14 protein-coding genes are annotated in these 18,169 nt (G+C 41.8%); 9 read left to right on the plus strand and 5 right to left on the minus strand.

The window, feature by feature from the left end; all coding sequences use genetic code 11:
- Window positions 1-67 precede the first annotated feature (67 nt).
- The gene (locus TOL9009_RS0110100) at window positions 68-1,906 is read right to left on the minus strand and encodes a bifunctional serine/threonine-protein kinase/formylglycine-generating enzyme family protein (protein WP_029632697.1); all 1,839 of its coding nucleotides are present in this window, start codon (window positions 1,904-1,906) and stop codon (window positions 68-70) included.
- 618 nt (window positions 1,907-2,524) lie between these two features.
- Between TOL9009_RS0110100 and TOL9009_RS0110110 the strand changes: the two genes are divergently transcribed.
- The gene (locus TOL9009_RS0110110; protein WP_029632698.1) at window positions 2,525-3,217 is read left to right on the plus strand and encodes a M41 family metallopeptidase; all 693 of its coding nucleotides are present in this window, start codon (window positions 2,525-2,527) and stop codon (window positions 3,215-3,217) included.
- A gap of 94 nt (window positions 3,218-3,311) precedes the next feature.
- Here the strand turns inward: TOL9009_RS0110110 and TOL9009_RS0110115 are convergent, their stop codons facing one another.
- Window positions 3,312-4,325, minus strand: coding sequence for a GGDEF domain-containing protein (locus TOL9009_RS0110115; protein ID WP_029632699.1), 1,014 nt, complete (start codon window positions 4,323-4,325; stop codon window positions 3,312-3,314).
- 756 nt (window positions 4,326-5,081) lie between these two features.
- Window positions 5,082-5,285 carry a heavy-metal-associated domain-containing protein gene (locus TOL9009_RS0110120; RefSeq protein ID WP_029632700.1) on the minus strand — a complete coding sequence of 68 codons (204 nt, stop codon included), beginning with the start codon at window positions 5,283-5,285 and terminating at the stop codon, window positions 5,082-5,084.
- A 400-nt stretch (window positions 5,286-5,685) separates the two neighbouring features.
- Between TOL9009_RS0110120 and alaS the strand changes: the two genes are divergently transcribed.
- The 5 genes from alaS (at window position 5,686) to TOL9009_RS38775 (ending at window position 9,787) form a co-directional block, all read left to right on the plus strand.
- Window positions 5,686-8,328, plus strand: coding sequence for an alanine--tRNA ligase (gene alaS / locus TOL9009_RS0110125; RefSeq protein ID WP_029632701.1), 2,643 nt, complete (start codon window positions 5,686-5,688; stop codon window positions 8,326-8,328).
- A 51-nt stretch (window positions 8,329-8,379) separates the two neighbouring features.
- A complete protein-coding gene (locus TOL9009_RS0110130) occupies window positions 8,380-8,607 on the plus strand; it encodes a type II toxin-antitoxin system HicB family antitoxin (RefSeq protein ID WP_029632702.1) in 228 nt (75 codons plus the stop codon).
- The gene (locus TOL9009_RS0110135; protein ID WP_029632703.1) at window positions 8,600-8,827 is read left to right on the plus strand and encodes a type II toxin-antitoxin system HicA family toxin; all 228 of its coding nucleotides are present in this window, start codon (window positions 8,600-8,602) and stop codon (window positions 8,825-8,827) included. Before TOL9009_RS0110130 ends, TOL9009_RS0110135 begins: the two co-directional genes overlap by 8 nt.
- A 495-nt stretch (window positions 8,828-9,322) precedes the next feature.
- Window positions 9,323-9,562 carry a type II toxin-antitoxin system Phd/YefM family antitoxin gene (locus TOL9009_RS0110140; protein ID WP_029632704.1) on the plus strand — a complete coding sequence of 80 codons (240 nt, stop codon included), beginning with the start codon at window positions 9,323-9,325 and terminating at the stop codon, window positions 9,560-9,562.
- 12 nt (window positions 9,563-9,574) lie between these two features.
- Complete coding sequence (locus TOL9009_RS38775) at window positions 9,575-9,787, plus strand: hypothetical protein (protein ID WP_144238198.1); 213 nt, start codon at window positions 9,575-9,577, stop codon at window positions 9,785-9,787.
- A 60-nt stretch (window positions 9,788-9,847) separates the two neighbouring features.
- Here TOL9009_RS38775 and TOL9009_RS0110150 read toward each other — a convergent pair whose 3' ends face one another.
- On the minus strand, window positions 9,848-10,222 hold the full coding sequence (locus TOL9009_RS0110150; RefSeq protein WP_029632705.1) for a DUF4870 domain-containing protein: 375 nt from the start codon (window positions 10,220-10,222) through the stop codon (window positions 9,848-9,850).
- Window positions 10,223-10,391: 169 nt separating this feature from the next.
- Between TOL9009_RS0110150 and TOL9009_RS0110155 the strand changes: the two genes are divergently transcribed.
- Window positions 10,392-12,224 carry a ShlB/FhaC/HecB family hemolysin secretion/activation protein gene (locus TOL9009_RS0110155; protein WP_084763165.1) on the plus strand — a complete coding sequence of 611 codons (1,833 nt, stop codon included), beginning with the start codon at window positions 10,392-10,394 and terminating at the stop codon, window positions 12,222-12,224.
- Window positions 12,225-12,353: 129 nt separating this feature from the next.
- Here TOL9009_RS0110155 and TOL9009_RS0110160 read toward each other — a convergent pair whose 3' ends face one another.
- The gene (locus TOL9009_RS0110160) at window positions 12,354-12,971 is read right to left on the minus strand and encodes a hypothetical protein (protein WP_029632707.1); all 618 of its coding nucleotides are present in this window, start codon (window positions 12,969-12,971) and stop codon (window positions 12,354-12,356) included.
- Between the two features lie 171 nt (window positions 12,972-13,142).
- Between TOL9009_RS0110160 and TOL9009_RS0110165 the strand changes: the two genes are divergently transcribed.
- Together TOL9009_RS0110165 and TOL9009_RS0110170 are read left to right on the plus strand one after the other, a co-directional pair.
- Window positions 13,143-15,629 carry a two-partner secretion domain-containing protein gene (locus TOL9009_RS0110165; RefSeq protein ID WP_029632708.1) on the plus strand — a complete coding sequence of 829 codons (2,487 nt, stop codon included), beginning with the start codon at window positions 13,143-13,145 and terminating at the stop codon, window positions 15,627-15,629.
- 100 nt (window positions 15,630-15,729) lie between these two features.
- Window positions 15,730-18,168 (plus strand): two-partner secretion domain-containing protein, encoded by a 2,439-nt coding sequence (locus TOL9009_RS0110170; RefSeq protein WP_242055334.1) that lies wholly within the window; start codon window positions 15,730-15,732, stop codon window positions 18,166-18,168.
- Window position 18,169 lies beyond the last annotated feature (1 nt).

Below are 18,169 nucleotides of genomic sequence, written 5' to 3' on the forward strand. Positions count from 1 at the left end.
TATCAAGATTATAATAACCTATTTCTGAATCTTAGTCAATACCTTTCCCAAACCAAATTCAACGGCATTAAGAAAACACAACCCGAAAGCCACATATTCTCAGTCCGCCAACTGCTTCATTCCAGCTGCGACTAGCGCTGCGGCAAAGTTCTGGACTAAAGCTCCAAGAACCACCACGCAGTAGACGACGATGTTCATCTCCGCCAAGTTCCCAAATAGTGCCGTCTGTGGGTGCGCCTTCATAATTTTTGTGCCAGGGGTCGGCGCACCATTCCCAAACTAAGCCGTGCATGTCGTACAATCCAAAGGCGTTGGCAAGTTGAAAACTGCCCACATCAGTGGTTTCTTTCCGGAATTTCCCTTTTGCATCCAAAGCGTAGGAATCGCTACCACCGCAGTTTGCTAATTCTGGGGTGACAGTTTTGCCAAAGTGGTAGGGTGTAGTGGTTCCTGCACGACAAGCATATTCCCATTCGGCTTCGCTGGGTAAACGATAGTTGCGTCCGGTTTGTTCTGAGAGTCGAAAGCAAAATTCTACCGCTTCGTGCCAAGATACATTTTCAACTGGTCTATTTATTCCTTTAAATTTGGATGGATGGGGATTCAAAGATTGTTTGACTTTGGGTAATGCTGCTACTGCTCTCCATTGTGCTTGAGTTACGGGATATTTTCCCATAAAAAAAGGTGCGATGGTGACTTCATGTTGTGGATGTTCGTCTGCATCTCCTTCAAATTCAGGGGAACCCATCATAAAAGTTCCACCGGGAATTGATACCATTTCTAATTTGATAATTTTACCAAAGTCTTCTATTAAGTAGTTTGCACTTTCAAGGTTGCGGCTAATTTCTTTACCTTTTTTATCTACTGTTACTACTTCAAATTTAAATTCTGATAAGCAGGGCAATGATGATATGATTTGCGTTTCTGGTGATGTCGGTTGAGTACTAGCTAATATTGTTGGTGCAGTATTTTCGATCAAGTTGATTTGGGTTGAGTTCAAATCTTTCAAAACTTCTGCTGCTGATTGATATCTTTCACTTGCTAAGTGTTTCAGCAATTTATCAAGAACTTGTCCAAATTGTTCGCTGAGAAAGATGCCTTTTTCTTCTAATCTCTCTCGCCACATCCACTGCCCATTCATGGCATCATAAAGATTATCTTGAATCTGTCCATAATCATCTAGAAGCGGTAAAGATTGGGTTAAAAGTCGCACACAAGTGACGCCTAATGAGTACAAATCGCTTGCGTGACAAGCAAATCCAGCCATTTGCTCGTTTGGTGCATAACCAACTGTATAAATTACTGTAGCTTGCCTAACTAAACTGGTTTGTGTTACTTGTTTTGCACCACCAAAGTCAATCAATACTAGTCTACCATCACTTTCACGACGGATGATGTTTTCTGGTTTGATGTCGCGATGGATGATGTGACGGGAGTGAACAAATTCCAAAACTGGTAATAAATCAAGTAAAACTTGGCGAATTTGTTCTTCGTTAAAGGGTTCTTGTTGAACTTCGGCTAAAAGTGTTTTCCCAATAATGAATTCTTGGACGAGATACAAGCTAATACCTTGTTGAAAGTATGCAAGTAATCTGGGAATTTGGATGTGATTTTCTCCGAGTTCATACAACCGAAAAGCTTCTTCTTGAAAGAATTGTGCAGCTTTGATACGTTGTCCTGTTCCCTGAACTTGGGGGACAAATTGTTTGATGACGCAAGGTGCATTTAATCTGTCTGCGTCTGCTGCTTCGTAAGTTCGACTAAAGCCACCTTCTCCTAATAGTCTCAATACACGGTAGCGGTTTCTGAGAAGTTTGTCAAAGTTGCTTTGTCCGCAACTTATACAATATATATTGCCATCAGGATTGAAGGGATTTGAACAATTGGGATTTTGGCAGATTTGCATAACAAGCTGGAGAACACATCTTGTTCAAAGTAAGCCCCAATATTATCGAATTAAAAACAGATATTAAGAGATGTCTAGGCAACCAAACAAAGATATTCGTTCGTTTAAGTCTACCTTTACCAAACGCGGTTAGACAAATGAAGAGATTTTATTTGTGTTTGGGAGTTTCTAAATATGAATATATATGGCCGCACGGATTTCCATTATATAGAGAATATTAATCTAAGGTTGTTGGTTTTGTCAAGCGCCTGACGACTGGAAGTCGCGGCTAAACGAACGAAGTCCGCCTGCGCGGACTGAAGAAAAATTTAGGGTTTTAATTTGCGGATGGTAAGCGGACTGAAGAAAAATTAACGCCGTGTGCAGTTTCTAACCTGAGTATGGTGCGTTATGGACACGCCGAAATAATAAATGGGTTCCTCAAAACGATTTTTGGGTTCCTCAAAACGATTTTTGGGTTCCTCAAAACGATTTTTGGGTTCCCAAACACGATAAATGCGATCGCCATGATTGCAACAATTTAGCAAGGACGGGGCTTGTATCCCATATTTTTAGTCAAAGCTTAACGATCGCATCATAATTAAGAAAGATTACGCGCTTACTCATAAATACACTCCAATGAGCCAAACTTCTTTAAATGTAGTTGCAATATCGATCTTTTTGATGACTTTATCGGTGCTGCTGGGACCTTTGGTGAATTTATCACCAGCAGTACCTGCGATCGCTACTTTCGCAATTTTGGGAATCGCTACTTTGGATTCTTTCAGTTTGCAAGGTAAGGGGAGTTCTCTGCTTTTAGATTGGATTGCGGGTTTTTCACCGGAACATCGCGATCGCATTGTCCACCACGAAGCCGGTCACTTTCTAACTGCTTACTTGCTGGGTATTCCCGTTAGCGGCTATACTCTGACAGCTTGGGAAGCTTTGAAATTGGGACAACCAGGACAAGGTGGTGTTGCTTTTGATGATGCGGAATTAGCTTTGCAACTCGAACAAGGTAAAATCACGGCTCAAATGTTGGATCGTTACTGTACTGTTTGGATGGCGGGTATTGCGGCTGAAGCTTTAGTATTTGATAATACTGAAGGTGGATCTGATGATAAAAATAAGCTGGCAGGTGTATTGAAAAGTTTGGGCTTTTCTGCATCAACTTATGACCAAAAACAGCGTTTTTGCTTGCTGCAAGCGAAAAATTTACTACAAGAAAATTGGTCTAGTTATAAAGCTTTGGTAGAAGCGATGCGACAACGTGCTTCGGTGAAAGATTGTGAAAAGGCGATCGCGCTGAATACGGAGTTATCTGAAGGATGAAGTCTGAAGGATGAAGTCTGAAAAAGGAAAGAATATACTTCATAGATATCATCCTTTTTTTCATACTTCAGCCTTTTTTAGATAACCCTTAACTTCAAGAGGAAACAACTTGAAGATGTGGGATATGGGATAAGTAGTTGCTACTAATAGCACGGTTGCGTCCTGTAGCTTTAGCTTGTAAAAGATATTTATCGGCACGATTTAACATACTAATTCCGTCTTCATCGTCTTCGTCTTGCAGAGAAGCGGTACCCAAGCTAATGGTGACGTTGATAGTCACTTGATTGTCAATTGTAAACGGTTCTTGGTTGACTATGCGATTGAGACGACGAGCGACTAAAAGTGCATCTTCACCGGTGGTGTTAGGGAGAATAATCACGAATTCTTCACCACCGTAGCGGAAGGGAGTGTCTTCAAAGCGTAAATTATTCCGCAGTCTAGCAGATAGTAACTGTAAAATGCGATCGCCTACTAAATGCCCGTAGGTATCGTTAACTTTTTTGAAAAAGTCTACATCCAGAATAATCAAACTTAAGGGATTATTGTGATTACGCGCTTTTTGGATTTGTCTGGGTAAATCCAAATCTAAAGCACGACGATTATTCATTTGTGTCAATGAATCTGCTAAAGCGATCGCTGACAAAACATCATTTTTTTTGATCATATCTCGGTATTTTTGCGCTTTCCGCAAACCAACCGTTAATTGAGCTAATATTAGGCGATTATTGGCAGACAATGCCGAGTTACGGTCTCTTTTTTCTTCGGGAATTTGCCAAATATAAGCATCAGCACCTTGCTTTAGCGCGGTGGAAGTCTTCTCCAAATCCCACTCCCAGTTTCTTTGAGAGATTAGTTCCAGACGATCTTCAAAGAGAATACAGTATATCGACGATAGCTTTGTCTGGTCTTTTAGCCAACAACATAATTCTGTGCTGGCATTGAGGCTAGCCTGCACTAACATTATATCCGGTGGCGTAATTTGAATGCGCGATACCGCCTGATTTAAATTGGCAATAACTTCTACACTAAAAACGGTTGCATCACGGATCTGATCCGGAAGATTAGCGAGAAATTTATCGCTTCCAAAGACTAGAATAGAAATATTCATTGCTTTGCTTTTTGCCCTTATTCAATATTTACGATATAACCCTGGTTCAACTTACTAAAAATTGTTTTTATTACTTAGTTCATCTGTGTTTATACAAAGAACTATTAGCGAAGATTCGATTGTCTTAACACTAAATTTATAATAACTTGCCAACTTTTAATAACCTCTTAATATTTTGATTACTACAATCGCGACGTGAAACTTCTGATACCTACTTTCAACTGTCACCTATTTTTTTTAAACAGTATAAACACTGAAAAGTATTCCTTTGGATAGAGGTCTTACTCTAACTTACTGGTTAAAAAGTTCCAAATAATTACTATAATCAAAGCTTTCTAGCTGAAAATAAGTTAATTTAATAAGAATTAGCTTATTTTATAATTTATTTTTATTTAATTTTCAAAGTAATAAATATTAGCAATTTGCGTAATTACTCTGTAAAAACCGAGATATATTATAAAGATTAGGAATTTTAGATGACTTTACACTCAGGCACGGAATCGATGAATGCGAAAAATGTAAAAGCTAAATTTATCTGTTTTATTATTTCCGGATTTATTTACTAACATTACACTTTTCTTAACAAATTGCTGGCAGCGTCAGTAAATTTACATAAATCAAAATGCATTTAATCAACAAAAGTTTAAATTACCAAAAAAGCGCGTTTTGTAATTTGCGAGCCGGACACATGATGACGACGAAAATTGTCTTCATCAGTGTCCTTAGGAAAAATATTAATTAATAATTAATATTCCATTACTGATAATCTTCTATGTGATAACCAGCCGCAACGATCGCCTGTTTGATAGACTCTTCTGAAGATGCGGCTTCTACGGTGACAGTTTTGGCTTTAACATCAACGTCAACTTTGGCTTCAGGTTCCACTACGTGAATAGATTCGGTAATCGTTGCTGCACAATCATCGCAGGCAATATTGGGAACGTTCATTTTTAGCGCCATGAGTCACCTCTGTACTTTGATATTAATCTTATGAAAAAGATTTTAAATGCTCATCCTACCAGAGTTAGGTGATTGTGCCACTAGGTAATACGGCACATGGCGTAGCTTCTAGAAGGTAGAAGTCTGTTGTTAGCTACAAACTGAAATAAAAATGCAAAAATATATAAAGATACTTATCCAAATACACTTATTGCAGCAGATTTCAGGTAAATGAAGTACATGAGTAAAAACCAAAACCCGGTAAAGACGTTCCGGTAAAGACGTTCCGGTAAAGACGTTCCGGTAAAGACGTTCCGGTAAAGACGTTCCGCCGGAACGTCTCTACGCGTATTTAATAATAACGCAATGTGCTGTAAATTTCTGAATTAATCCAAGCGTCCCTATTCTTTTGTAAACAGTTATGTCTTCAAATCTCCAGTACCTCAGCGGTAGCGAAATTCGCACTCTTTTTCTCGACTTTTACGCGCAACGGGGACACCAGATTCTCCCAAGTGCGTCTTTGGTGCCAGAAGATCCCACCGTGCTGCTGACGATCGCGGGGATGCTACCATTTAAACCGATATTTTTAGGACAGCGCATACCAGAATTTAAACGTGCGACAACTTCCCAAAAATGCATCCGCACTAACGATATCGAAAACGTCGGACGCACGAATCGGCATCAGACGTTCTTTGAAATGCTGGGTAATTTCAGCTTTGGCGATTATTTCAAAGAACAAGCGATCGCTTGGGGTTGGGAAATCTCCACAAAAGTCTTTAACTTTTCTCCAGAAAACCTCGTTGTCAGCGTTTTTGAAGAAGACGACGAAGCCTTTGCTATCTGGCGTGATAAAATCGGCGTTACTGAAGCACGAATCAAGCGTTTGGGTGCAGATGATAACTTTTGGGCATCTGGTGCTACCGGTCCTTGTGGTCCCAGCTCAGAAATATATTACGACTTTCACCCAGAACGCGGCAACGACAATATTGATTTAGAAGACGACACCCGATTTATCGAGTTTTATAATCTCGTCTTCATGCAATATAACCGGGATGCCGAAGGCAACTTAACACCACTTGCCAATAAAAACATCGACACCGGCATGGGTTTAGAAAGGATGGCGCAAATCATCCAAAATGTTCCCAACAACTACGAAACTGATTTAATTTTCCCGATAATTCAAACAGCAGCCGATATTGCTCATATAGATTATACAACCAGCGATGAAAATACCAAAATCTCTTTGAAGGTAATCGGCGATCACGTTCGTTCTGTCGTCCACATGATCGCCGATGAAATCCGCGCTTCTAATGTGGGACGCGGTTATGTGCTGCGTCGGTTAATTCGTCGTGTGGTGCGTCACGGACGATTAATTGGCATTTCTGGGGAATTTACGACAGAAGTTGCCGAAACTGCAATTAGCCTTTCCGAATCAGCTTACCCAAATGTGCGACAAAAAGAAGATGCCATTAAAGCTGAATTGCAACGCGAAGAATCCAACTTCTTAAAAACTTTAGAAAGAGGGGAAAAACTGCTTGAGGAAGCGATCGCCAAGCTGAAAGAAGAAGGCAAAACCCAAATTAGTGGTGAAAGTGCTTTTAACTTGTATGATACCTACGGTTTCCCCCTCGAACTGACGCAAGAAATTGCCTCTGAAAGCAGCCTCACAGTTGATGTTGCCGGATTCGAGGCAGAAATGGAAATCCAAAAAGGACGCGGTAGAGATGCACACGAAACCATCGATTTAACTGTGCAAGGTTCTCTCGACAAGTTAGCCGAACATATCAACGTTACCGAATTCTTGGGATATACCCAACCAACCGCGACTGCAAAAGTCGAAGCGATATTGATAGATGGTGTTTCCCAAAAAGAAGCGGACGCGGGAACAAGCTTGCAAATACTGCTTGACAAAACGCCATTTTATGCTGAGTCGGGGGGACAAATAGGCGATCGCGGTTACATCTCCGGTGACGGTATCCTCATCAGAATTGAAGACGTGAAAAAAGAATCTGATTTCTTTGTTCACTTCGGACGCATCGAACGCGGTACAATCCGAGTAGGAGATTCTGTGACTGCTCAAATAGACGCGGGTTGTCGGCGCCGTCTGCAAGCAAATCATACTGCTACACATCTCCTGCAAGCCGCTTTGAAGAAACTAGTCGATGAAGGCATATCTCAAGCCGGTTCCTTGGTTTCCTTTGACAGATTGCGTTTCGACTTCAACTGTCCGCGTCCCTTGACACCTGAGGAAGTTCAACAAGTAGAAGAACAGGTTAATAGTTGGATTGCCGAAGCACATGGGGCTAAAGTCGAAATATTACCTCTTGCTGAGGCGAAAGCTAGGGGTGCAGTTGCCATGTTCGGCGAAAAATACGGCGAAGAAGTGCGCGTGATTGATTTTACGGGTGTATCGATGGAACTGTGCGGTGGAACGCACGTAAGTAATACTGCGGAGATTGGCGTTTTCAAGATTATTTCTGAGGCTGGTGTAGCTTCGGGAGTAAGACGAATTGAAGCGGTTTCTGGTTTAGCGGTGCTGGATTATTTGAATGTTCGCGATAAAGTAGTGAAGGATTTAAGCGATCGCTTTAAAGTAAAACCCGAAGAAGTCCCAGAGAGAATTACCGGACTGCAAAACGAGTTGAAGAATACTCAAAAGCAGTTGGAGATATTGAAAGGACAATTGGCGATCGCTAAATCTGACAGCTTGCTACAAACAGCTGAATCTGTAGGCGATTATAAAATTATCGTCGCCCAAATGGAAGAGGTTGATGCCGCTTCGTTGCAAACTGCTGCTGAACGCTTGCTGCAAAAACTAGGTAAAGGTGCGGTGGTACTCGGTTCAGTTCCCGAAGCTGGGAAAGTTAGCCTTATAGCAGCTTTTAGTCCAGAAGTCAATAAAAAAGGCTTGCAAGCTGGTAAATTTATCGGTACTATTGCGAAGATTTGCGGTGGTGGTGGTGGTGGAAGACCGAATTTAGCCCAAGCTGGGGGACGTGATGCGAGTAAGTTACCAGAAGCGTTGGATACTGCGCGAAGTGAGTTGAAGGCTGGTTTGAGTTAATTATAGGGCAGGCATCTTGCCTGCCTGAAAATAATAAATAATTGTGAGAACATGAAACAAACAAAACAGTTTACCGCAATCATTGAACGTGAAGATGATTGGTATGTAGCACTCTGTCCCGAACTTGATATAGCCAGCCAAGGTAAAACTATTGAAGAAGCACGGCATAATCTGATTGAAGCGCTGGAATTATTTTTTGAAACTGCATCTCCTTCTGAAATTGAGGAAAGATTGCATACAGAAGTTTTTGTTACACGTCTTGAGGTGAGTGTTGGGTAAACTCCGTGTTCTTTCTGGTCGAGAAGTTTGCAAAATTCTAGAACAAAATAGCTTTGTACAGGTACGTCAGCGGGGTAGCCACATAATAATGCAATTGCAAACCGAAGACACAACTGTAACTGTTCCCGTACCTAATTCCGATGAGCTAAAAACTGGTACTTTACGGTCGATTATTTGTCAGTCAGGACTTCCTCGCACTCTTTTTGAAGTGGAATACTAAACAATATCAAGAACAGTCTCTATGAAACCAGAATATGATTTTACAAGAAAGGCAGAAGTTCGAGGGCAGAAGGCACTTATGTTAGGAGTATCAATTAAAACTTACTTTGTGGGTTTAAAGCCCAGTTGAAACAAATAATTATACTCAAGATGGCTTGCACGGACGGTATAAAACGTCCTTGTTTCAATCCCACTATGAGTAAGGGTGGGTTGCCTTCTGCCTTCTGCCTCCAGCATAAGTGCCTTCTGAATTCTCCACAACGGAGAAAGTTTTATGACCCTGATGCCACTTTGAATTTTCCTATTTATTTAGAATCAGATGTGAATGATTTTTTGAATAAGCTAGCAAAAGATAATTGAGTATAACGAGGGAACCCAATAATAACTTATAAATTGTTAGGTGAAACTATAGCATAACCCAACATCCATGAGAAGCGATCGCACTACAATTAAGTCAGGTAAAAGATTACTTTTGAACATTGCTTAAGTACTAATCATGCAAAGAGTCACAGTTGAGGAATTCCGACGAGAACCATTGCAATACCTCAATCAAGTTGAAGCAGGTGAAAGCTTTGTTATTATGCAAGCTGACAAACCTATTGCCGAACTAAAACCGATTACAACTACCGAAAAAAAGATGCGTCCGTTTGGTTTATGTGCCGGAGAATTTACAGTTCCTGATGATTTTGATGCACCCTTACCCGAAGAGATTTTGAATGCATTTGAAGGTAATTGATTTTCATTCTCAGTGAAAAATTATATTATCAATAATAAAAAGCAAGCACAAATGACGGATGAAGAACTCAAGCAACTCATCGAAAGCAATGCCAGAACCGCTCAAGCAATGCTAGATACAATGGCTGAAGCAAGACATGAAAGACAAGAACTCCGAGAAGGAATGATACAGCTTCAAAGCGCAGTAGAAAGATTGGCTAATATCCAATATCGCATAATAAATTAAATAAGGGATGCTTCCCAAACATCCCTTTATAAAATAAAACTATATATTTTATCAACGCGATTAAAATAATCGAAAAATAAACGGATAACGGAACGGTTCATCAGGCTGAGTTAGACAGTGAAATAATGCCCAAATTGTCAGTCCCCAATGTATTGCGAAACCAAGCGCAACAACGGGGAAGAACAAAAATCCGCCAATACCAAAGGTAATAAAAGATATAATCGCAATCGGGATTCCAATTAAAGTTGCCCAGAACCAAACATTGAAGTGAAAATTAATCGATTCTTTGGCGTTGCTTTTAACAACTGGGTCATCGGAAACTAAATTAATGACAATCGGAATCGCAATCGATAATACTCCTGTACTAAAAAAAATCGCTCCATGACACAGAGATGATAGCAATTTACGTTTATCTGAGTCGTATGAAAATTGCATCCTGTTGACTCCTCAACTTGCTTTCTAGGTTTGATTGTAACGGGCATTTAATTTTCCCGCCCACTTACTTAGGCGAAATCAGTATTTCCTCTGGTGGCAATACTAAAAAACACAGTCACTATATTTATAGTATATCTCAACAAATACATCTAGTAGTAGGAATTAATAAATGTATGTAGTGAAGCAAATTATTGTTAAAAACTTAATTATTAAAATAGTATTTTCTCTAAAAACATTAAACAATTATTTCAATAATATCACACAGATAAAACCTCTGACATTCGGCTTTGTTCTGGCAACATTATTGTGTAACTATCAACAGGCATTCTGCGCTGAACCCAGCAGCAAAGCGATCGCCCAAATTCCCAATCCCAATTCTTTACCAAGCGATCGCTTAGAAGATATTCCTGTAACTCCATTACCGTCGGATGTTTTACCGCAACCATCAAACCAAGATCGATTAGTTCCTCCTCAACTACCAGAAACGCAAATTCCAAGGCAAGATGACATAGATGCCAAATTTCAGGTCGATCGCATTGAAGTTGTTGGTAGTACAATTTTCAAACCAGAAGATTTTGTTGCTGTAACAGCTCCCTTTGTGGGACGAGAACTAACGTTTGCCGAGCTATTGCAAGTCAAAGATGCCATCACCAAGCTTTACACTGCTAAAGGCTATGCAACTACAGGGGCATTGATTACACCGCAGACATTAGAAGCAGGAGTCATCAAAATTCAAGTTATCGAAGGTAGCTTGCAAGAAATCAAAATTGTTGGTAACAGAAGGTTGCGTAGCCAATATATTCGCGATCGCATTCGACTGGGTGCAGAAAAACCCCTTAATGTACCCCGTTTACTGGAAAAGTTACAATTACTCAGACTCGATCCGCGCATTCAAAATCTGTCAGCCGAGTTGCAAACAGGTACGCGTCCGGGTACGAATTTGTTACAAGTCGAGGTAAAAGAAGCAGACACCTTCAAATTTACAACAACCCTAGATAATGGGCGATCGCCAAGTGTAGGTAGTTTTCGTCGGGGAATAGACCTGCAAGAAGCTAATTTACTGGGTTTGGGTGATACGCTCAGTGTTGGTTACGCCAATACTGATGGTAGTAATACAGTCAACGTCAATTATACGCTGCCAGTGAATGCGCGTAATGGCACTGTATCCTTTGGTTATAACCAGGGATGGAACAACGTGATTGAAAAACCTTTCAGTGTCCTTGATATTCAGTCAAACAGCAAATATTATGACTTTAGTTATCGTCAACCACTGGTGCAAAAACCAACCGAAGAATTAGCAGTGGGACTATCATTCTCGCGTCAGGAAAGCCAAACCGAATTAGGTATTGATAACATCGGAGGTTTTCCTTTATCCCCCGGTGCTTCTTCAGACGGAAAAACTAAAATTTCCGCCCTGCGCTTTACCCAAGAATATACCCAACGTAGCAGCAAGCAAGTTTTTGCAGCGCGATCGCAATTTAGTGTTGGGGTAGATTGGTTCGGTGCAAATGTCAATGATGATATGCCAGATAGCCGCTTTTTTGCTTGGCGTGGACAGGCACAGTGGGTGCGGCAATTTGCACCAGACACTCTGTTTTTGGTAAGGGGCGATTTCCAAGCAGCAGCCGATTCTCTGGTACCGTTGGAGCAATTTGGTCTGGGTGGACAGCTCAGTGTGCGGGGCTATCGCCAAGACACATTACTTACAGATAATGGTCTGTTATTTTCCGCAGAATTTCGAGTACCCATTGCCCGCGCTTCTAAGATTGGCGGGGTGCTGCAACTAACACCTTTCATTGATATTGGCAAAGGCTGGAATGTCAAGGGCGAAAATCCATCACCAAGTATGCTCCTAGGTACAGGATTAGGACTGCTGTGGAAACAGGGTGACAATTTTTCAGCCCGTTTAGATTGGGGTATTCCCCTGATATCGGTGGACGGTGAAAGGCGATCGCTCCAGGAAAATGGGCTGTACTTCTCACTCAGCTATTCGCCATTTTAAGTAGTCATACAGCACCCTATCGCCTTAATCGAATACACGTAGAGACTATTCTGTGCTACGTCTCTACAAAGTTTTGGCATATGTACTTCCTAAGGAGTGAAATCTGCTGTAATAATTCTTCATTCGTAATTACGAATTATTCAATATTCCCACCAAAATACTTACTAATATGCTGATTTCTTCTGGTACTCGATACAACTTCAAATCTTCAGTAATTTGCTGACTTTGACGATGATAAATACCAAAGCGCCAATCTTCCCCCGTAGTTACCGCTCCATATAAAATAGGTGTTTCGGATCGCGTCCATTGGTCTAAAGCAATTAATTCAACTGCAAGCTGAGTAAATCCCCGGCTTAAATCAGCTTGCTTGGCTTCTATTACTAGTAGTTCCTTACCTTGACTAATGTAATAATCCAAACGACCTTGCAATCGCGCATTAACATTAATTGGATACTCAATATTTAACTGAGTTTGAGTAATTTCACATACTTCTAGGAGAATGGGAGCAATAATTGCTTGTTTGCGAGCATCCTCACTTAATAATTTTACCCGTGCAAAGTTGCGATTAATAATACTAACAAGGGGTGCGATCGCATCCTCTGGAATTTCCACAGTCGGTAATTGCAATCTTTGGCGATTGTAGCTACACCCAAGTTCAGCCAGGATATCTTCCGGGGAGAAAGACAACTCAAAATATTTGCTAAAGGTATAGGTTTGGTTAGGCTGAAGAATCTGGGGACGATTCATGATTAGTTTTGACCGCTATTGCTAATTTATATTATCCCAGCCAAAAGGAAAGCGATCGCCCATCCCAGCCTAAATTTATTTTGGTAGTACAAATTTATTAATTAGTTTTGAATGTTCTAAATGATACTTTTGAGGGAAAACTAAGACAATCAGAATTGGGAATTTTATCTCATGAGAACTATTGCATTTCTATATGCGATCGCTACAGGATTGTTAGCTACTGGAATCTTTTTACCAGTTGTTGCTCAGGTGACATCTGACGGTACAACTAACACCATTGTCAACCAAAGTGGGAATAATTTTAATATTCTTAATGGTATTGAAAAAGCTAATAACTTATTTCATAGTTTCAGTAATTTTTCTTTGCCTACTGGTAGTTCGGCAACTTTTGATTTAACTAACACGCCAAATATTACAACTATCTTCAGTCGGGTTACGGGTGGAAATGTTTCCGATATTAACGGATTAATTCAAACTCTCAACGGTAATTATCCTGTGAGTTTGTTTTTGATGAATCCCGCAGGAATTGTGTTTCGGGAAAATGCTCAATTGAATATTGGCGGATCGTTTATCAGCACAACTGCCAACAGCATCAAATTTGCCGATGGTGTTGAGTTTGGCGCCATTAATTCGCAATCTGCCCCCTTGTTGAGTATTAATGTTCCTATTGGTTTGCAAATGGGCAACAATCCTGCACCGATTACTGTCCAAGGCACAGGACACCGCTTGAGTAATCCTGGTGGACTGCCCCTTGTCACTCAAAATCCGAGTGTTACAGAATTGCGGGTACAGCCTGGAAAAACTCTAGCTTTGGTGGGTGGCAATCTGAATCTGAATGGGGCAACTCTAACCGCCAAGCGAGGACAAGTAGAATTAGGCAGTGTAAGTGGTGCAGGGTTGGTTAGTTTGATACCAACTGCACAGGGGTATACTTTGGGATATGAAAATGGGCAAAACTTTGGTGATATTCAGCTTACACAGCGATCGCTATTAGATATAAGCGGGGTAAATGCAGGTTCCGTCCAAATTCAAGGTAGGCAAATTCAATTTACCGATGGCTCTCTGGTACTGGCGCGAAATTTCGGCAATCTCCCCGGTGGTGACATTCGCCTTCAGGCTACAGAGGCGATTGATCTGATTGGCAGAACAGCTGATACCACAATTCCGAGTGGGGTGCGTACTGAAGCTGTGGGTATCGCAGCTAGTGGGAACATCAGTGTAATTACTCCCCGTCTTACCCTTCAGGTAGGAGGGGGGTTGAATAGCATTTCAGTTGGAGTGGCTCCCAGTGGCAATATCCACATTGATGCAACAGCGATTGAACTATCTGGCTTCTCACCAATCAATCCAAATAGCGTTAGTAGTCTTTCTACTTCTGGTTATGGTTCTGGGAATACTGGCGATATCTCCGTCAATGCCAATAGTTTACTGGTGTCAAATGGTGGATCACTCATTTCAGCTACATTTGGTAGTGGCTCCAGTGGTAAAGTGACGATTCGCACCAATCACACCACTGTCATGGGAGAAAGCCCCTCTGGACTATATAGCAACATTAGCTCAATTACTTTTGCGACCGGAAACGCCAAAACTTTGACCTTAGATACCGCCAAATTGCAAATTCTGGATGGGGGAGCAGTTGGGGCAACCACATTTTTTGCAGGTAATGGGGGAGATATAAGCATTAACGCCACGGAATCCATCGAAATTAGCGGTCGCAGTCGAAGCAATAACAGCAGTATCAACTCGTCTAGCATTCTACTATCTCCACTACTGCGGCAGAAATTCCATCTACCGGATAAACTCACGGCAAATGCGGGTAATGTGAGCATCACCACGCCGAATCTGACGGTGAGAGATGGCGGAACAGTCAGTGTCACTAGTCAAGGTAGCGGCAATGGTGGCAGTCTCAAGATCACAGCCAATACCATCCGCTTAGACCGTCAAGGAAGTATCCAGGCACAAACAGAATCAGGTAATGGAGGTAATATCGACTTACAAGTTGGGAACTTATTGCTGCTGCGTCACAAGAGCGCGATCGCAGCAACAGCAGGCGATAATGGTGATGGAGGTAATATAAACATTAATGCACCCATCATCGCTGGATTAGAAGACAGTGACATTATTGCTAATGCTATTAAAGGCAGGGGGGGCAATATTCAAATCACAACTCAAGGCATCTTTGGACTAAAATTTCGTGACCAACTCACCCCTGACAATGATATTACGGTGAGTTCGCAGTTAGGTGTCAATGGGAATGTGCAAATCAATACCATTGGTGTTGATCCTAATTCTGGCTTAGTCGAACTACCAGCAAATGTAACAGACCCATCACAGCAAATTGCCACAGGGTGCGCGAGTAATCAAGGGAGCAGTTTTGTAGCAACAGGAAGGGGTGGTGTGCCGCAAAATCCCACTCAAGAAGTGAGGAGCGATCGCACTTGGTCTGACACCCGCGATATCTCTGCATTCAGGAAAATCGGGGAAGTCACCGCACAAATACCTGAATCTCCAGAAACTCTGGTTCAAGCTACAAGTTGGCATCGCAACGCACAAGGCAAAATCGAATTAATTGCAGATAAATCTCCTACTCAGGCGCAACAACCATTAACCTGTGCTGCGGTTCCTAAAAGTTCATTCATGTTATTAACCATGCCCTAAAAGGGAACTCTAACTTGACATCAGTTAAAGGAAGTTTTTGGTGATGAGAGTCGTACCCTTTGTATTTCTTTTAACAAGCGGGTTATTATCTCCAGGGATAATGCTAATGGCGATACTCCTTTGGAGTGGCTGCGCCAACGCTCAAGTGACATCCGATGGTACAACTAATACCACTGTCAACCCAAGCGGTAATAATTTTAATATTCTTAACGGTATAGAAAAAGGTAATAATTTATTTCACAGTTTCAGTAATTTTTCTGTGCCTACAGATGCTTGGGCGACTTTTGATTTAACCAACACACCAAATATTACAACTATATTTAGTCGGGTGACTGGTGGAAATGTTTCTAATATTAATGGTTTAATTCAGACTATTAAAAACACCAATCCCGTGAGCCTGTTTCTGGTCAACCCCAGTGGAATTGTGTTTGGAGCCAATGCCAGCTTAAATATTGGGGGGTCATTTATTGGTACAACTGCTGACAGCGTATTATTTGCAGACGGGTTTAAGTTTAATGCCACCAATGCCACACCACTACCCTTATTAACTATGAGTGTACCTGTTGGCTTACAATTTGGCAGCAATCCAGGAGCGATTGCGGTTCAAGGGTCAGGACACAATGCCCGATTAGGCGACTCACTCCAGGTTTCTGGACTGAACCTTGGTGCAAGAGGATTACAGTTGCAACCTGGAAAAACATTAGCATTGCTGGGTGGGAATGTTGCCTTGGAAGGAGGGTTGCTCTCTGCACCAGGAGGACTGATAGAACTGGGTAGCATCACTAGCTCAAGCGTTGCCCTCAATTCCATCCCTCAAGGATTTGCCTTCAGCTATCCCAATACTGCAAACTTTGGCAATATTCAAATAACCCAACGAGCTTTAGCATCTACACGCGACCTTAGTAGTGAAAGTGGAGGAGCAATCCAAATTCAGGGGAAACAAGTCAGTATCCGAGATGGTTCGCTGATATTAGTACAAAATCGCAGCAACCAAACTGCTGGTAATATTGCCATCAATGCCACAGAGTCCCTCCAAATTATCGGCAAGTCTCCTAATTTTCAGAGTTCCAGCAGTTTAATTAATGAAACTATATCCTCCGGTGCGGCTGGGAATATTACCATTACCACCCCACACTTGAGTGTTGATGGGGGTGGGTATATTTTCAACCGTACCTTTAGCGCAGCGCCGGGTGGCAATATTGCAATCAATGCCGATCAAATACAAGTCAATGGTTTTGCATTTGGCGATCCTTTTCCTTTCCGAGCAGTCAGCCAGATATTAGCTGCTTCCTATGGGACTGGAAAAGGTGGGAATATTGCCATCTCCACTCAAAATCTGTCTATTTTAGCTGGCGGGAATATAGCAGCAAGACCCTATGCTTCTGGCAACGGCGGCGATCTCATCGTGAAGGCAGATACGATTGAGGTGACAAATGAGGGAGCGCCAAAGGGTTTTTATTTTGCTCTGTTGTCTACTGCCACATTCGGGTCTGGTAATGCAGGGGATTTGAAAATTGATACCCGCACACTGTCGGTTCAAGCTGGTGGCAGAGTGTCAGCTTCTAGCATAGGGTTTGCTGGCAATGCAGGTTCACTGACTATTAATGCGTCTGATTCGATTGATGTGAATGGTGTAAAAGATGCAGAAAATCCCAGCTATATTGGTACAGCTGTTCGTCCTGTTGGTGGAGTTTCCAGGGCTATTTCAGGTAACACCACGATTAACACCTCAGTGCTTAACATTAGCAATGGTGCAACAGTTTTTGTCCAAAACCTTGGCTCCGGTAAAGCTGGTACTCTGAACATTCAGGCGAACACCCTACGACTTGATAATGGTGCAAGCATTTCCGCATCAACAAAAGCAGGTGGTGGTGGTAACACTAATTTACAACTGCGGGATCTACTACTGATGCGTCGTGCCAGTTTCATTAATGCAGAAGCAGGGGGCAGTGGCAATGGTGGCAATATTACGCTTAATGCTCCGAACATCGTGGGTTTAGAAAACAGTGACATTATTGCCAATGCAGTTGAAGGAAAGGGCGGCAATATTCAAATTGCTACTCAGGGAATTATCGGCTTAGAGTACCGTAATCTCCTCAATCCTAGAGAAGTTTCTAGCAATGACATTACCGCTAGTTCACAATTCAATGTCAGTGGCACAGTCCAAATTAATAACATCGGTGTTGACCCCAATTCTGGTTTAGTGGAATTACCGACGAATGTTACTGAGTCATCCCAGCAAATTGCTACAGGTTGTTCCAATAATACTGATAGTAGTTTTGTGGCAACGGGACGGGGTGGTATGCCGCAAAATCCCACTCAAGAAGTAAGGAGCGATCGCACCTGGTCTGACACCCGCGATATTTCTGCATATCGCAAAACACAAGCTTTACAAGCCCAAATATCAGCACCAAGAGAAGCTCTCATCCAAGCTACTTCCTGGCATCGTAACGCTCAGGGCAAAATTGAGTTAGTTGCTGATATTGCTACTGCAAATGTACAACAACCATTAACCTGTGCTGCTGCTACCAAAAATTAAT

This window comes from [Scytonema hofmanni] UTEX 2349 (assembly GCF_000582685.1).
Classification (GTDB): Bacteria; Cyanobacteriota; Cyanobacteriia; order Cyanobacteriales; family Nostocaceae; genus Hassallia; species Hassallia hofmanni.

Coding starts and splice junctions, on each gene's coding strand:
- TOL9009_RS0110120 (WP_029632700.1), bottom strand. CDS start 5,285: ATGGCGCTAAAAATGAACGTTCCCAATATTGCCTGCGATGATTGTGCA.
- TOL9009_RS0110100 (WP_029632697.1), bottom strand. CDS start 1,906: ATGCAAATCTGCCAAAATCCCAATTGTTCAAATCCCTTCAATCCTGAT.
- alaS (WP_029632701.1), top strand. CDS start 5,686: ATGTCTTCAAATCTCCAGTACCTCAGCGGTAGCGAAATTCGCACTCTT.
- TOL9009_RS0110165 (WP_029632708.1), top strand. CDS start 13,143: ATGAGAACTATTGCATTTCTATATGCGATCGCTACAGGATTGTTAGCT.
- TOL9009_RS0110115 (WP_029632699.1), bottom strand. CDS start 4,325: ATGAATATTTCTATTCTAGTCTTTGGAAGCGATAAATTTCTCGCTAAT.
- TOL9009_RS0110160 (WP_029632707.1), bottom strand. CDS start 12,971: ATGAATCGTCCCCAGATTCTTCAGCCTAACCAAACCTATACCTTTAGC.
- TOL9009_RS0110150 (WP_029632705.1), bottom strand. CDS start 10,222: ATGCAATTTTCATACGACTCAGATAAACGTAAATTGCTATCATCTCTG.
- TOL9009_RS0110110 (WP_029632698.1), top strand. CDS start 2,525: ATGAGCCAAACTTCTTTAAATGTAGTTGCAATATCGATCTTTTTGATG.
- TOL9009_RS0110130 (WP_029632702.1), top strand. CDS start 8,380: ATGAAACAAACAAAACAGTTTACCGCAATCATTGAACGTGAAGATGAT.
- TOL9009_RS0110155 (WP_084763165.1), top strand. CDS start 10,392: ATGTATGTAGTGAAGCAAATTATTGTTAAAAACTTAATTATTAAAATA.
- TOL9009_RS0110170 (WP_242055334.1), top strand. CDS start 15,730: ATGCTAATGGCGATACTCCTTTGGAGTGGCTGCGCCAACGCTCAAGTG.
- TOL9009_RS0110140 (WP_029632704.1), top strand. CDS start 9,323: ATGCAAAGAGTCACAGTTGAGGAATTCCGACGAGAACCATTGCAATAC.